This window comes from Flavobacterium sp. SORGH_AS_0622 (assembly GCF_030818825.1).
Lineage (GTDB): Bacteria > Bacteroidota > Bacteroidia > Flavobacteriales > Flavobacteriaceae > Flavobacterium.
Genome location: NZ_JAUTAX010000001.1, coordinates 2,300,682 through 2,315,929 on the forward strand (window position 1 = coordinate 2,300,682; position 15,248 = coordinate 2,315,929).

Consider the following 15,248-nt stretch of genomic DNA (forward strand, 5'->3'; position numbering starts at 1 on the left):
TGGGTTCAGATTCTGCATTTTTAAATGGCAATGCAGTTCCTAGATGGAACTGCATTGTTTTTTTTTATTGCTATCATCCTTAATTATCCACTCACTTTTTTTATCTTCTTTTAAAAAATGGTCAAACCATTGGAGCGTCCTTATTGATAGGTCTTTCTGCTTTTCAGCATCAATAAGATTATGCCCCTCCTCTGGATACAATAACATCATGCTTTTTTTACCGGCACGACGCAGGGCAAGATAAAATTCCATGCTTTGGTGAGTATCCACCTGATAGTCATTTTTACCGCTCCAGAGAAGCACTGGGGTCTGCACATTCTGTACAAAATTTATAGGCGAATTATCATAATAAGTTTTAGGTGTTTCATAAGGCGTGCCGCCCATATTCCATTCTTCATTATGGAACCGCCACATATCTGGTCTGCCATTGCCTTTATTTATAGTGTAATAGAAGGAGACCAGATCTGTAATGGCACCGCTTGCAATAGCCGCAGCAAATAAATTGGTCTGTGTTATTATGAATGAAGATTCGTAACCGCCGAAAGAATGGCCCATGAGTCCGATTCTTTTTTCATCTACTATGCCGGACTTCACAACCTTTTTTACTGCACTGATAACGCAGTCAGCTGCAGCAATTCCAGGATTTTGAAGTTCTAGTCTGATATCAGGCTGCAATACAAAATAGCCTTCAGTTGTAAACACAGATGGATTAAATCCGACGGACTCGTAGCAAGTTGGATTTTGATATTTATGAAGTTCATATGACTTCCGCTCATAGATATTGACAATCATTGGATATTCTTTCAAAGGATTGTAGACTGCGGGATAATACAGGACTCCCTTTAGTTTTATTCCTTTTGAGTTTTTATATTCGATGAGCTGTGATCTGCCCCAGAAAAATTTATCCTGCTGGGGATTACTTTTAAAATAGTATTTTGAAGGTGATGAAGTACTTGCAACTGCCAATCTTGGAGACATGTCAAATTTCTGTTCGCGAAAGAATATATATTTCTTCCCTTCGCTGTAAATTATCTGGTCGCACAAAGCATCTTTGTAAATAATAGAACTTTCTCCAACTTTTTTATTCCAGATGTAGAATCCTGTTTTTTCATCGTTTCCTCTTGCGCTCAGAATTAAATCCTTATCTAGGTTAAAATTATCCTGTATCTGTCCTTCAAATAAATGATTAAATCGAGGTTCATCATGCGATTTTGCAATTCTAACTGTAATGCCAGATTCCCTTCCTCTGGTAAGTCTCTTAAAAGAATTTTCTTCAGGACTTACTGCCCAGACATCAAACTGGTCATACAGCAGTATTTCCGTATCATTTTGGGTCCATCCTGGATTGCCGCAGACGGATTCAGGAACCAGAGACTGCTCTTTGGCTGTGAACTTAATACCGATTTTAGCGGTGATATTTTTATGAATCCCAGTACTAAAATTATAAGTCCACCAGTCTCGATCTTTAAAATAAACAAAGTATTTACCTGCAGGTGATGCATTAAAACAATGAGGCTCAGGCGTGATGTTCTTAAGGAATAATTTTTTCTCAAAGTTCTTCAGATCCATTACGTAAAAATCTCTTGGAGCTGTGTACTCGAACTGAGGTTCATGATCTGCTGGATTTGATAAAACAGCATATCGCATATCACCGCTTAAAATTAGATCAGGAAGATCAGATGATGTGATATATACAGCTTTATTTATAACCGGAGCCCAGACTGCAACTCTTCCTTTTTTTAATCTGCCTGCATTCTGCTGTTGAATGTACGTTCTTTTATCAGCTGAACCCCATATCTCAACATTTTTTGATTCGTTTTTGTCTAATTGAGGATTAAAAGAAACAGTAGAGAAAAACACCCGCTGCAGATCGTCCGATATTATAATTGGACTTTCTGAGTCAAATGCTGTATCTGCATTAATAAGAGAATTGCTTTCAGGCATGAATTTAAAGTTATGCAGTTTTTTTTCAGATGCAATAAAATGATAAATAGCTTGCGGATGCTGCGGATCATTTCCTTCCGTAAAAGCTAGTGAGAGTCCATTTTTCTGCCAGCTGAAGTTGGAGAAAGGAAGAGTCCCTACAGCAACTTCAAAAGTCTCATCTTTCTGCAGGCCGGCAATTGAAAGGGCACTTTTACCTTCTGAAAATGTGCTGTATGCCAGCATACCCTTTTCTTTATTAAGTGAGAACTGGTCAATATTGGTGATTTCACTGACCCTTCCATTTTTTAATGATCGGATTGTAAGTGTACGGTTTTTATTTTCTCTGACTGATAAAATAACCAGCTTTTCGTTTTTTTCACAATAGTCAAAATTACTTATTTCTTTAATTATTTCTTTTCTGCCATTTGAAAGGTCTAGTATGATCAGATTTTTTCCAGTCTGGCAGAAAAACATCCGGCCAGAAGAGAAACCGCCGTTTTTGGCAGCAGGAAAATAGAAGGTTTTAAGGCTGGATATATTTCGTACAAACAGCGTATCTGTGCCATTTTTGTATCTCATTCTAAAGCTTGCCCATTTCTGGTCAGGCGATATTTTATCCGGTACGACATCACCCCATTGCGCATAGGAATCAGGAGTCAGATTCTTTTTTTGCACCACCTGTCCCCATAAGGGACAGGCTACTAACGGCAAAATAAATAATAAAACTAAAAAAGGTAAAAACAATGCCCTGAAGGCATATAATCTTCGATAAAAATATCTTGTAAGCATAAGTCTTGTAATTAGTATCCCGGATTCTGCGGTTTTAGATTAGGATTTGCATTAATTTCTGCCTCGGGAATTGGAAAAAACTGGTCGGTGGCATTCCATCCGGCCTTTATATTTCCAAGCGAGGTGCTAAGCTTTCGATTTCTTTTGAGGTCAAAAAAACGGTGACCATACTCTGTGAAAAGTTCATGTCTTCTTTCTTCAAGAACAGCATCGAGTATTTCGCTCTGTGTCTGTGCCTGGGTATCTGGCAGGCCTGCTCTTTTTCTGATTTTGTTCAGGTCCTCTTTGGCTCCGATAAGATCTCCCTGCATAGCCCTTGCTTCAGATCGTACTAAAAACTGTTCGGAAAGCCGAAGCACCACTGTATATTCCTTTGAAACTGATGTGTCAAAATTTTCTTTATATTTATAAGGATGGTGCCAGATTCCAGAAGCGTCCTTAACTTCTTTTATCCAATATGTGCGACGAAGGTCGTCGTCCGTAAATGAATTGTACAGGCTGCTGCTCATCCAGACAAGCTGCGGTGGGCCAGCGGTAAATATAAAATAGGCGCCGTCAGCGGTGTTTTTGCCGGCTGTGCCGGAATGAAGCTGCCATAATGTTTCTTTAGAGTTTAAGAGAAATGCAGAGTTTATATTTTCAGCGGCGTAAAGGCTCTGGTTATTTATAACCGCTGATGCTGCATTTGAGGCTTCAGGAAATTTCCCGCTAAAGAGATAGATTCTGGACAGAAGCGCCTTTGCAGCATACTTATTTGGACGAATGCGAGGTGCGGCTATATAGGATTCAGGAAGCAGATCTACGGCAGTTTCCAGATCAGAGATAATTTCTGCATACATCTGTTCAGGAGCCATTTTTGAAATTTTACTATTTGTTTTGTAATCCGTACCCGAAACATACGGTACGCTTCCAAAAATGTTCAATAAATAAAAATGCTCCAGAGAACGAATAAAAAGTGCTTCGCCGGTCAGCTGGTTTCTTTGGGCCTGCGTCAGCGACAAACTGTGTTCGCAACCGCTGATAATTGAATTGGCGGCATAAATCTGGTTATAAGCAGAATTCCAATAGTCCGCAACTATAGTATTGGTAGGAAGGAGTGCATTAGCGTAAAAGCTGAAACTTGGATTTGACACACTCTCATTGCTTATCATCTCATCGGAATAGCAGGCAAGATGATTTGATATTCCAATGCCATCACCTGTTAGCATTCCCCTGTCTCTTATTTTTGAATAAATATCGGTAAGAGCCGCTTCGGCAGTGTTATAATTTTCAAAAACAGATTCTGTGGTTAATTGTGATTTTGGCAGATCTACTTCCACAAAAGAATCGCAGGAAACAGCGACTAGCAGAATCATAAATATTAAAGATCGGGATGCAAATAAAAATTTTGTTTTCATAACCGGATATTAAAAAGTTAATTGAATTCCTGCCGTAATTACTTTTAGCGGAGGAAGGTAGCCATAGGTTGTAAATTCAGGATCGCCGTCATCATATCTGGTAAAAGTCAGCAGATTTTGCCCCTGAAGCATTATCGTGCATTGCGTATCATTAAGGCTCAAAGGGAGTTTATAAGAAAGGGCAATGTTTTTAAGTCTTATAAAGGAAGCGTCGGTAATAGAGGCAGTGCTCTGGTTGAACAGGCTGTTTGCGGTTACTGCCGAACTGTTAAATCCTGCTGTATAGATCTGATATGGACCAGTATCCCCCTGCGAAGACCAGCTATCCAAAAGCCTGACATGTTTGTTGGACATTGTTCCAGCTGACGACATGGAATAGGCTTTGCTGTCCTTGCTTACAAACTGGAAGAGGAAATCCAGCGACACACCCTTATAAGCCAGCCTGTTTTGAAGGCCACCGTAAAATTTAGGATTCAAATCTGCAATTATCTGCCTATCCTCAACAGCTGTCAAAAGCCCATCCTTATTGAGGTCTTCAAACTGATAGATTCCCGTCTGCGGGTTGACTCCGTTAAATTTGTATAACAGCTGTATATTAAGCGGCTGACCGACCCTGTACTGCTGGCTGTAGGTTGAACTAGCAAGATTAGGAAAAGAAAGGAGTTTATTTTTAGCAACAGTTAAATTAAAGCTGGTGGTCCAGTTAAAATTTCCGCTGTTAAAATTGACGGTTCGCACCGTAAATTCAAATCCCCTGTTTTGTACGACCGCATCCAGATTGGCCTGCACGGATGAAAAACCGGTTGTTCCGGGAAGCGGAATACCGACCAGCTGATTGGAAGATTTGTTCTGATACCATTCCACGGTTGTGAAAATGCGGTCTTTGAAGAAACCTAATTCAAGCGCGGTTTCCAGTTTTTTATTTGTCTCCCATCCAAAATCGGAGTTAAAGAGCCTTGTCGGCGATAGGCCGGAAATTCCGTTATATAATACACCATTGACAGAATAAGTGTCGAAAAACTGATAATCGCCAATCTGATCATTCCCGGTGGTACCGTAACTGCCTCGTATTTTTCCAAAACTAAGGTACCTCGAATTCTGGAGAAATTTTTCGTTAGAAAACAGCCACACAAATCCCAATGCCCCGAAATTCGCAAACTGGTTGCCTGGTCCAAATCTGCTTGAACCGTCGCGTCTAGCGGTAAGGTTTGCGATATATTTCTGTTGATAATTAAAGTTAATTCGTCCAAAGAAAGCCTGATATTTATAAAGTGTTTCCTCATCCAGCAGTACCCTTACCGTTTTCGCTGCTGCCAAGTTATATATAAGGCTGTTGGAAGTGAAGCCTGATCCAAAATTGGATATTTTTGTACCGCGCTGGCTTTGAAAAGTAGAACCAACAAGTACATCAATTTTAGCATTCTTCAGCTGCTTGATCCAGTTTATCTGCGGCTCTGCTATCCATGAAGATCTATTTACATCATTCGTGAAAATAGAAGATTGTGAAGGTCCAACATTAAATGCGGGATTATATATAGTGGATGGAACAATTCTAGTTTCGGTATTGTCAAGATAAGTGAATCCGAAGTTTCCTTTGACTGAAAGCTCTCCTGTTAGAGCATAAGAAAGAACGGCATTTCCTGTAAGATCATTAACAGCCGATTCTGCTTTTGTGTTTAGATTTCTAAGCGGGTTCTGCCAAGTATTGTTTTCCCAGTTAAGATTTCCGTCCGGAGTATAAAGGGCGGGTGCATTTGGAGGAAGATTTCTGGCATCGCTTGTAAAATCGTAAGAAGGCAGGTTGTTATCCTGTGAATTGAATCCCGCAGAGAAGTTAAGTGAAAACTTTTCATCTTCGGATTTGTGGTTCAAACTGAAATTACTTCCGCCCTTTTTATATCGAAACTGACCGGGAAAAGCGGTTGTTTCTGTATGATAAGAGCCATTTACTAGAAATTGGGTATTGTTTGAACCGCCTGACACTGATGCCTGCAGGTCACTTATCAATGAAGTGCCCCCTATAAGTTCTTTCTGCCAGTCAGTATAACGGTTCTGGTCCCAAATGCCGTTAATGTCGTAATCTGCAGCACCGTATGAACTTCTGCCATCATTTATAAAGGCCTGCCTGCGGACAGCCAAGTGTTGTTCGGTATTCATAAGGTTAAGAAATTTAGTTACCCTGCCGGTTCCTGTGGAAGCAGATACAGTAAATTTTGTTTTTCCTGCTTTTCCCTTCCTTGTGGTAATCAGTATCACACCATTTGCTCCCCTTGAACCGTATATAGATGTTGCATCAGCATCCTTGAGCACTTCAATGCTTTCGATTGCATCCGGATTAATGCTATTGATAGGGCTGACTAGAGTTGGAAATGTTGTCCCCGTATAAGAGGAGCCGATCGGCTCTGAAGAGATAGGCACACCGTCAATGATGTAAAGCGGTGAATTGGCGTCAGATCTAAGACTGTTCTGTCCCCGTATTTTTATATCAAAACCTCCGCCAGGCACTCCTGTAGTCTGTGTGATACTTACTCCTGCCATCCGGCCCTGCATTGTGGCCAGCACATTAGTCACGGGCTGGGTTTCAATATCTTTTGAGGTAATTCGGGCAATGCTCCCTGTTCGATCACTTTCTTTTACGGAATAATAACCAGCATTCACCCGAACCTCCTGCAGCGTGGTTGTATCGTAGAGAAGTTTAACGTCAACAATTTTTCGTCCATTGACAGGAATATAAGAAGTTTTAAACCCTATAAAAGATACAATTAAAGTATCGGATGGTGATGCCGTAATTGAATACAATCCACTATAATCAGAAATTGCTGTGGAATTCACTTTATTCTTAATTGCTATCGTTACACCCGGCAGAGGACTCGATCCGTCAGTTACTGTTCCGTTGACCTGAAATTGTTGAGGTGTAAATTTGAAATGCCGTTTTGAGCTGGCGGCATGAATTGACGAAAAAGCTAAGGTAATGCCCATAAAAATCAGGCAACAAAGAGCTCTTCCATCCTTGTAAAATGAAAAATAATTCATAATATTGGGATTGGTTAGTTAAATATGATTTGATTAGCTATCGGTCCTCTATGGTTGTTTGGCGACGAAATAGAGGGCCATTTTTATGCATTAAATTAAGTGTTTAATAATATGCAAATTCGGATTGTGTTTAATTCACGAGCAATAGTGATAAAAGTTCGACAAAAATTTCGAAACTTGAACAAGAATAGAAGTGATACAGCTAAGAATTAAGCGAGTAACGTAAAAAAAGGACGCGGAACTCAACTTATCGTTTCAGAGGCATTGGCATACCCAACCACAAATAAGCGAGCCCACGCCCATAAGGCCGTGAGCATCTTACTTATCATCTCGTGGTTTTAAAAACGCCAATTTTCTGAAACGAGATTCAAAGCGAATGCTTCAATATTGTTTTGAAGAATCGCAAATATATAAATTCATTTTCATATGAATTGTTACAAATATATGGAAAAAAATATTTATGGTGATATATCACCATAAATATTTTCGAGAAAAGTCAAATATTGTTAAATAAAACAATAATGATATGGCTAAGGAAGAAATATTGAAAGCTTACAAAAAAGCCTTTGGCGAAAATTTAAGAAAGATTAGGACAGAAAAAATAAAAACACTTAGCGGAGTAGATAGTAAAACTAAATTTGATTCCAGTAATTATCATAAGTACGAAGTGGGTACCGGAAACCCAACCCTAGAAACAATAGTTAGTATAGCCACTGGACTAGGGATACATCCTAAAGAACTACTTGATTTCGAATTCGATTTAAATAAAATTGATGTTCATAAATAAGATGCTTGCAAGCATCTTTTTTTTGTCTCATTGAATTGTTAAAACAGGTAGTTATACGTGGTTTGAATCTTTAATAAAAAGGTATTTTGCAAAATAATTTTAGAATTATGGAAAACCGTATATGAAAATGATAGTGGATCTTTAAGTTTGATATTAAAAGATTATAAGTGGCATAAAGCCATTCTATGGTAGAATAAACGAGTTGTGTCCAAAAATTTAAGAACTAAATATGAATTATAATAACGCCAAGCATAAAGTATTAAAATTATTTGTAAAAGTAAAGCTGGATTACATTGAAGAATATCACCTTACTAGAGAGTTTTATTTAACAATTGACGAGGTAGTAAAAAAAGAAAAACTGAGTTATGATGTTGCAAAACTTATCTTAGCTTCATTGTTAGCTAATGAAGAAATTAAATTCAATAACTCTATTGATGAAGATGGTTACTCAGGATATGCAATTACTAACAAAGGAGTTTTTGCATATGAAGATAAAAAATATCTTAGAATCAGAATCGAGCGTTCAAGATCTAGTTGGAGTTTCATTATCTCTATCGTTTCCTTTTTAATTTCACTAGTTGCAATATTGTTAACAATATGTGAACCAGAAAAAGAAGAGCAAGCTAATATAAATAGAAACGAAGTGCAAAAGGGATTACTCATCAGAAGCCAAAACAATTAATTCCTCCAAAAAAGTAGTAAATAAAAACTCGTTGGAATCTTCTTTTAATAAAAAAAACGCACCGTCAGCGAACAGATACTATAACGGATTTGAGAATTGGACTAGAAGGGAAGTTGGATTGTATTGATATTATTTGTAATATTCCATATCCGCTAAGTACCAGAACGGTAACTGTAACTTTAAAATACGTACTAAGATAAATATATGAAACCGACAAGAGTTATAACTGATACAAATATTTGGTATGGAATTGGTCAAAAAACCATTATATTTCCCGAAGATTCTAATATTATTTTATGCGTTCCATTAATTGTTTTATCTGAAATATATTCTTCCCCAAATGCACAAAAAAGTCAGGAGAATTTCGATATGTTAATTTCAGCTATAGAATCAATTTTAAGCTACAAAGAGGAAATTGAAATAATTGACATTTTCCCATTTGAATATATCCTAAAATATGATAACCCAAATATTAAATATTATGGAAATGCAGAGTTTTATTTTAAAGAATTCGAAGCTATGGTACAACTTAAATATGAAGATGTAAAAAATGTTCCTCCAATTAGACCTTCTATTTCAACTTTAACTGAGTTTATAAATGAAACGTCAAAAAGTTATAAAAAAATTATTTCTGCAAATTCAGTTAAATTCAAAAAAACAGATACGATTCCACTTACTGAAAGTTTACTACTCAAGTATATTAATGATTGTAGAATTGACGAAAATAAAGTATTTCAAGAATTGAAAATCATTCATAAAAAAGAATTTCAATTACTTCTAAGTACTTTTGATTCATTTTTAAGAGAAGTTTCAAAGACAAACAAAAAAATGACCGATAATGATTGGATCGATTTGTTTAACTTAGTTTACGTAGGCCAAAATGATTTGTTCTGGACTAAAGAAAAAAGATTAAAAACAAGAATAACAGAGCTAGAATTGGAAAAATATTTATTTGAAAAATAATAAGGCTACATTTAATGCACATTTCTTGGTTTGTGCAAATTAGTGGAGTTATCTTTTTTTATCGTACTTTCTTTCTGCTGAAAATGCATGCTTTCATAACTTTTAAACGTCGAGAAGCGCAGGAACGTTAGCGGTAATAATAACAAAATCAGCACAAAACTCAATATAATAACTATGAACAAATGGATTGGCAAAATAAAAGAATATTGGAAAGATCCTGTCTGGAGCAAAGTAATTGCAGCTGGAATTATTTTCATTCTGGGAACAATTTATGCTATTATTCAAATTATAGTTTCAAAATTTTCTTTTCTTGACATACCTGAATCAATTTACGGTATAATAAAAAAAGAAATCACTTTACCACTTTGGATATTATTGTTGTTTAGTGCAGCGTTTCTAATTTTTACATTAAAGCCAATTGTATCATTTTCCAAAGAACTTATAGACAAAATTAGAAAACCGAAAATAGTTAACCAAAAAGAGAAAATTCCAAATGCAACAGAAAATTCCACAGTATTATTCTCTTACAGAATGGCAAAGGCATTTCCTGGTGTGAGAGACCTTGTGTGGTTCAATGAGCCTTGTGAAGCCAAAAAAAGATTATTACTTCTTTTAAGAAAACCATTAAGATTTAAAAACGGTTCATTTGAATGCGAATCAGACCCAATTTGGTGGTTTAGAGGCGGTTCTTCTTCCAATATTCAGAAATTTGAAAAATTAAGAAACAATAAAGTCTTAATGAATATTGACCAACTAAAAATAAAACGAATCGCTTCATATCATGGAAATTCCTACTATAGAGACTTTGTTTATGTGGAAACTACTGGCGAAGAGCAAACAGGTATATACAAAATGACTCTAGATGAAATAAAAAAACAAATCGAATATTTTGGATATAGTAGAGAAGAATATGGATTAATTAAGTATTTCTGGTTTTGGAGAAAGCCTATAAGTAGAGAACACTATGATGATGGAGCAACTATAATCAGGGGAAAAGTGGTTAATGCTGATGATGCTGAACTTCGTGTAAAATATATTTCAGACTATAATTTTATCATTGCAGCAAAAGGATCACCATACAATTCAGCAAAATTCGATAAAGAATCAAAACGATATCTTAATGGAATATTGAATGGCGAAATTGAGTTTAATGAGTTTTTTTCTTTTATGCAAACGCTAAATAAAAATGAAAGATAAAATACGATGGCAATCATCCACTATAACAGATTTGGGCAATAGATTTTAGTGGATGATGGTTTTGTAATTATTGTCTTTGTCGAATTAGAAATAAGGAGTTTACTTAGTAGTAAACTTGATCCAGTACCAAAACGTTATTAACAACATTACCATAAACAGTATGGAACAGAAAATTCTCATTGGAAGATGGACTATTAATAATAATGGAATTTTAACGAAAAAGGAGAATAACGCTACCATTGAGTTTTCTCTAAATGAAATCTGGTCATATGACAATAAATCAGAATATAATGTTTATTCTCTACCAGTATATTTATGCTCGCAAAGTTGGATTTCTAATATTGATTTATTAGATTTTAACAGTGCTTTTTTAGTTTGCTTGGAAAAATTTGAGGCAGAAAAACCCGAAAATTTACCTATTATAAGTTGGTCAGAAACGCTAAAAAGACAATATAAAAGATTTCAATACAGTTTAGACATAAATTCTTTTGAAGGTAGAAAACAATTTGAATATGAAACAGAATATAAAGATACTTTAAGTTTTGAAGATATGATGAAACTGTCGCTCGTTGATCCACAAGCTGAATATAGACCAACAGTTGAAGTTTTTGGCGATAAATTAAGTAGAAATCCATAATTACTGTTGTTAACACCTACTACAACGAAATTGGTCGTCAGTGGCTAAGTAGAAAACTGGTTTACTGATTGTGATGATTTGGTAATTCCGAAGTTGCAAGTTAGTTTAGTCCCAAACCTGTAATTGTAACTCTAAATTTATGAGCAAGCTTACCACAAAATTAAGAATCTAAAACAATTTTATAAATGATAAAGGTATATTTAGATTGGAATGTTATGGCTCAGATGAAGAATAATCAATATAATGAGCTGAGAGAAGTGTTTTTAGAAAATGATAAATTTTTTCTTCCTTATTCTACTTCACATATTGGAGATCTTTTATCAGGTTTAAAAGAAAATGAGACACTAAACGATTATATCAATTCCGATTTAGAATTTATTGGCAAATTAACTAAAAACAATTGTCTAATAAATACAGGAGCAGATATAGTTTTAGATCTCTATCAACCGCATGAATTATTTAAAGAAAGAGCTGAGGATAAAAAATTATTTAAGGATTTGAGCATTGATGGACTTGAAAAATTATTTGCAGAAGATGATGCAAATAAAGGAATTAGCTCCATCTTTTCAGAACTAATTAAAGCAATGCCCTTAGACAGTTCATTTAATGAAACTTTAAAAAATCCAGAAAGCGCAGAACAATTAAAAAAAATTTACCCGGGATTAACTAATAATCCAACAATGGAAGGTTTTTTCAAAAGCTTCAGTGATGTGAATATAGGATTAAATGAAGGTGAAAATTATAAAGAATTACGGCAAATAGTTCAATCTGGAGTGGGAATTAATAGAGATAGTATTTTTAATACTGAAAATCCGGCAAAACTGATTGAGGGTAAATATTCCAAATTAAATATTGATAAAAATAAATATGTTAATAATTCTAAGAATGCCCCTGATTGGTTTAATGAAATCTCAAATGAATATTTATTATTAGATATTCATGGTTATCAAGAAGACAACGTTAATGTAAAAAAAGGTAGAAAAGAAACTTTTAAAAATACAACGGAAGATGCTTTTCATGCCGCTTTTGCTTCGACATGCAATTTTTATGTCGTAAATGACAACAAATCTTACAATAAAACAAAACGAATATATGAGAAATTAGGAATAAATACATTTGTTTTTAAGCCTGCTGAATTTTTAAACTTCTACAATAAATACCTAAATATTAATGATATTGGTTTTAATTTATCATACCCTTTGAGACTTTTGATAGATGGTGAATATTACGAAGAAAAAACAGAAAATGATAAATGGAAAACATATTATTTCCCATATTTTTTATTTGATTTTTTTAATAAAATGACCGTAGTCACATCAAATAACAAAAGCGAAGATCCTATAATCGTACTTGGGCAAATTAATTCAAAGCATTATAAAATTTATTCTATGGAAATAAAACGTTTAGTTAATAAAATAAGTGAATTACTTGGAAAGGACATAGAAAATATTGGAGAGATTAATTTTGATGAATTCCAGGAAGAAAAATGGATTGGAAGAAAATGGAAATTAAAAAGTATTAGCTTTAGACTACAGAGACTTAATGGACATTTTCAATTTTATATTGATTTATGAAAGATTAAGTATTTATGCATTCATAAACTTTTACAAAAAAGCCCTTCAGGTTCTGAAAGGCTAATTTAGTAAAAGTAAGAATGAATTTATTTTTTAGATTCCTCGATAGAAACTTTTCTAAACTCTTTTAAAAGTTTTTCAATTTCCAAAGATGATTTACGCGCTCTAGCTCCGGCAGCTTTAACTCCTTTTTCTGATAATGATTCAGCTTCTGTTTTGAATGTTTCGATTTCAGCGTTGATTTTTGCAACAAGGTCTTTCATAATACAATTTTTTTTAATTAAGTGGGCAAATGTAAAATTTTGCCTTAAATGAAAACGGTATTGCTAAAGAAATATTTTCATGAATTCTCTTTCCTCAGCTTTTTAAGGAAATAACTGAACGAAATTCCTGTTTTTGAGTGGAATGCATTTGTGAATCGGGGAGTGGAGGTAAAACCGGCTTCCTCAGCCAGCGAACTTATGGAGTAATTTCTATGCGCGCTTGAGTTTCGCAACAGTTCCACCAGATAATCGATTTTCAGGTCATTGATATAATCGGCAAAACGCTTGCCGCTGCGATGGTATATCACTTTTGAGAGGTACTTGCTGTTTGTATTAAACCGTACAGTTAAAGCGGCCAGCGTTGACTCTTTGTGCAGGAATTTTTTATCCCTTTCAAATTTTTCAAGGTGTCTAATTATCTGCTGTACAGTTTCCTGCGAAATATCGGTTATTTCGAATTTATCGGGTGACTGTTTCTGTATGCTGCTATTTTCATTTTTTTCCAGAAGCATATCAAATTTGACCTTATTGCGCTTTTTGGTTTCAAAGTGGTTATAGGTGCCGTAAATGACAGCAGAGAACAGAACCACAACTACGCTGATTAGAATAACGTCATAATATTTCTCTTTTACAAGCTGCTGCTGTATTTTTTCTTTTTCCAGCAGAATTTCCTTAGTATCATACTGCTTATGGATTTTTCCCATTAGATACCTATTATTATCTGTTAATATAGAATCCGCTTTTAAAAGCTGGTCCATATAATAAAGCTGGGATTTCAGATTATTTTCCTTCCTGTAATATTTAATCATTAATTCAAAAACCTCCCTTAAATCTGGACGAATGTATCCTTGCTCAATAAATGCTTTTTCCACTTTTTTAAAGTAGGGAACTGCTTTTGCAGGAAGTTGAAGTTTCCAATAGTTTTTTCCTATATAAAAATTTGCAATTGATAGGTTGGCAAATTCTGTCATGCTGTTCAGATGGGGCAGGACCTCCTGAAGCATTTGTATGGAAGTATGATAGTTATTTAAGAAGAACTGGTTGATTCCTTCCGAGTGTTTGAAAAATAATTCCATTTCCGGAATTTTCAGCCTCTCACATTCAGCAAGACCTAATGTATTAGTCTGTGAACATCTGCTGTAATCGCCAACCTTATTATAGCATACACTTAATGAGTGCAGTGAGTTTAAGTACGGTCGTTCCTGATTTTTTTTAAAATATGAAAGACATTCATTAAAAAGTGAGATAGCTTCATCATAAAAACCGAGATAATATTTAATCTGCGCAATATGATATTTGGTTTTGTAGATCAGGTACTCATTTTCAGTTTTGGAAATGCTTTCGTTTGCCCTAATGTAATAATCATATGCTTTCACATAGTTCTTTTGGCTGTAATACACTATTCCTTTAGATAAAAAAGCCGATCCAATCAGTTCATTGCTTTTGGATTTTGCAGCTGCCATCACCATGCTGTCAGCATATTTTAATCGAAGATTCATAGGGGACTCATGAAGTATGTTTTGATATGCGTTAACCGTTTCTTCATGATTCTTCTCCTTTTTTGCCTTATTTAAATAGGCGTATAAATATGGGGAGGCTTTCAGACTGTCATTTTTGTATTCATAAATTCTATCATCCAAATATTCATAACTTTTAAAAGTAAGGGAATCGCGAATTCTGTTGGGATTATTCTGGGCAGTTAAAGATTTAATAATAAATAGAAGCAGCAATAACGGTAAATTACATTTCATAATACATAGAAATTTTGAGTTTATGCATTGATAAAAGCATAAATCAGGTTAATAAAATCAATGTAGAGGTAGTTAGAGAGCAACTTTCAAAAATACTTTAAATATTTGAATTGGAATATTTAATGTAAGAAAAATACATTGTCGATTTCATGGAAATCGATAGTGGATTTTCCGAAAACCCACAAACATGTTCTTGATTTATGATTTTTTGCAATTTAGATTTGCCTTGAATTCAACAGCAAAAGATTC

At 34.9% G+C, this 15,248-nt stretch carries 11 protein-coding genes; 6 read left to right on the top strand and 5 right to left on the bottom strand.

Annotation, left to right across the window (positions count from 1 at the left end):
• Positions 1–39: 39 nt before the first annotated feature.
• Genes QE431_RS09970 through QE431_RS09980 form a run of 3 tightly spaced genes read right to left on the bottom strand, consistent with a single transcriptional unit; the run spans position 40 to position 7,145 of the window.
• Complete coding sequence (locus QE431_RS09970; protein WP_307295390.1) at positions 40–2,715, bottom strand: S9 family peptidase; 2,676 nt, start codon at positions 2,713–2,715, stop codon at positions 40–42.
• A gap of 11 nt (positions 2,716–2,726) precedes the next feature.
• Positions 2,727–4,112 carry a RagB/SusD family nutrient uptake outer membrane protein gene (locus QE431_RS09975; protein ID WP_307295392.1) on the bottom strand — a complete coding sequence of 462 codons (1,386 nt, stop codon included), beginning with the start codon at positions 4,110–4,112 and terminating at the stop codon, positions 2,727–2,729.
• 9 nt (positions 4,113–4,121) lie between these two features.
• Positions 4,122–7,145 carry a SusC/RagA family TonB-linked outer membrane protein gene (locus QE431_RS09980; protein WP_307295393.1) on the bottom strand — a complete coding sequence of 1,008 codons (3,024 nt, stop codon included), beginning with the start codon at positions 7,143–7,145 and terminating at the stop codon, positions 4,122–4,124.
• Positions 7,146–7,671: 526 nt separating this feature from the next.
• Between QE431_RS09980 and QE431_RS09985 the strand changes: the two genes are divergently transcribed.
• The 6 genes from QE431_RS09985 (at position 7,672) to QE431_RS10010 (ending at position 12,985) form a co-directional block, all read left to right on the top strand.
• Positions 7,672–7,932 (top strand): helix-turn-helix domain-containing protein, encoded by a 261-nt coding sequence (locus QE431_RS09985; protein WP_163397468.1) that lies wholly within the window; start codon positions 7,672–7,674, stop codon positions 7,930–7,932.
• A gap of 229 nt (positions 7,933–8,161) precedes the next feature.
• Positions 8,162–8,614, top strand: coding sequence for a hypothetical protein (locus QE431_RS09990; protein ID WP_307295397.1), 453 nt, complete (start codon positions 8,162–8,164; stop codon positions 8,612–8,614).
• Between the two features lie 204 nt (positions 8,615–8,818).
• Positions 8,819–9,577 carry a hypothetical protein gene (locus QE431_RS09995; RefSeq protein WP_307295399.1) on the top strand — a complete coding sequence of 253 codons (759 nt, stop codon included), beginning with the start codon at positions 8,819–8,821 and terminating at the stop codon, positions 9,575–9,577.
• Between the two features lie 174 nt (positions 9,578–9,751).
• Positions 9,752–10,774, top strand: a complete 1,023-nt coding sequence (locus tag QE431_RS10000) for a hypothetical protein (protein ID WP_307295401.1) — start codon at positions 9,752–9,754, stop codon at positions 10,772–10,774.
• Between the two features lie 160 nt (positions 10,775–10,934).
• Positions 10,935–11,411, top strand: a complete 477-nt coding sequence (locus QE431_RS10005) for a hypothetical protein (RefSeq protein WP_307295402.1) — start codon at positions 10,935–10,937, stop codon at positions 11,409–11,411.
• Between the two features lie 185 nt (positions 11,412–11,596).
• Complete coding sequence (locus QE431_RS10010) at positions 11,597–12,985, top strand: hypothetical protein (RefSeq protein ID WP_307295404.1); 1,389 nt, start codon at positions 11,597–11,599, stop codon at positions 12,983–12,985.
• A gap of 86 nt (positions 12,986–13,071) precedes the next feature.
• On the opposite strand, the gene QE431_RS10015 is transcribed toward QE431_RS10010, so the two are convergent.
• The gene (locus QE431_RS10015; RefSeq protein WP_193844520.1) at positions 13,072–13,248 is read right to left on the bottom strand and encodes a histone H1; all 177 of its coding nucleotides are present in this window, start codon (positions 13,246–13,248) and stop codon (positions 13,072–13,074) included.
• A 77-nt stretch (positions 13,249–13,325) separates the two neighbouring features.
• A complete protein-coding gene (locus QE431_RS10020; protein ID WP_307295406.1) occupies positions 13,326–14,999 on the bottom strand; it encodes a helix-turn-helix domain-containing protein in 1,674 nt (557 codons plus the stop codon).
• Positions 15,000–15,248: the final 249 nt, after the last annotated feature.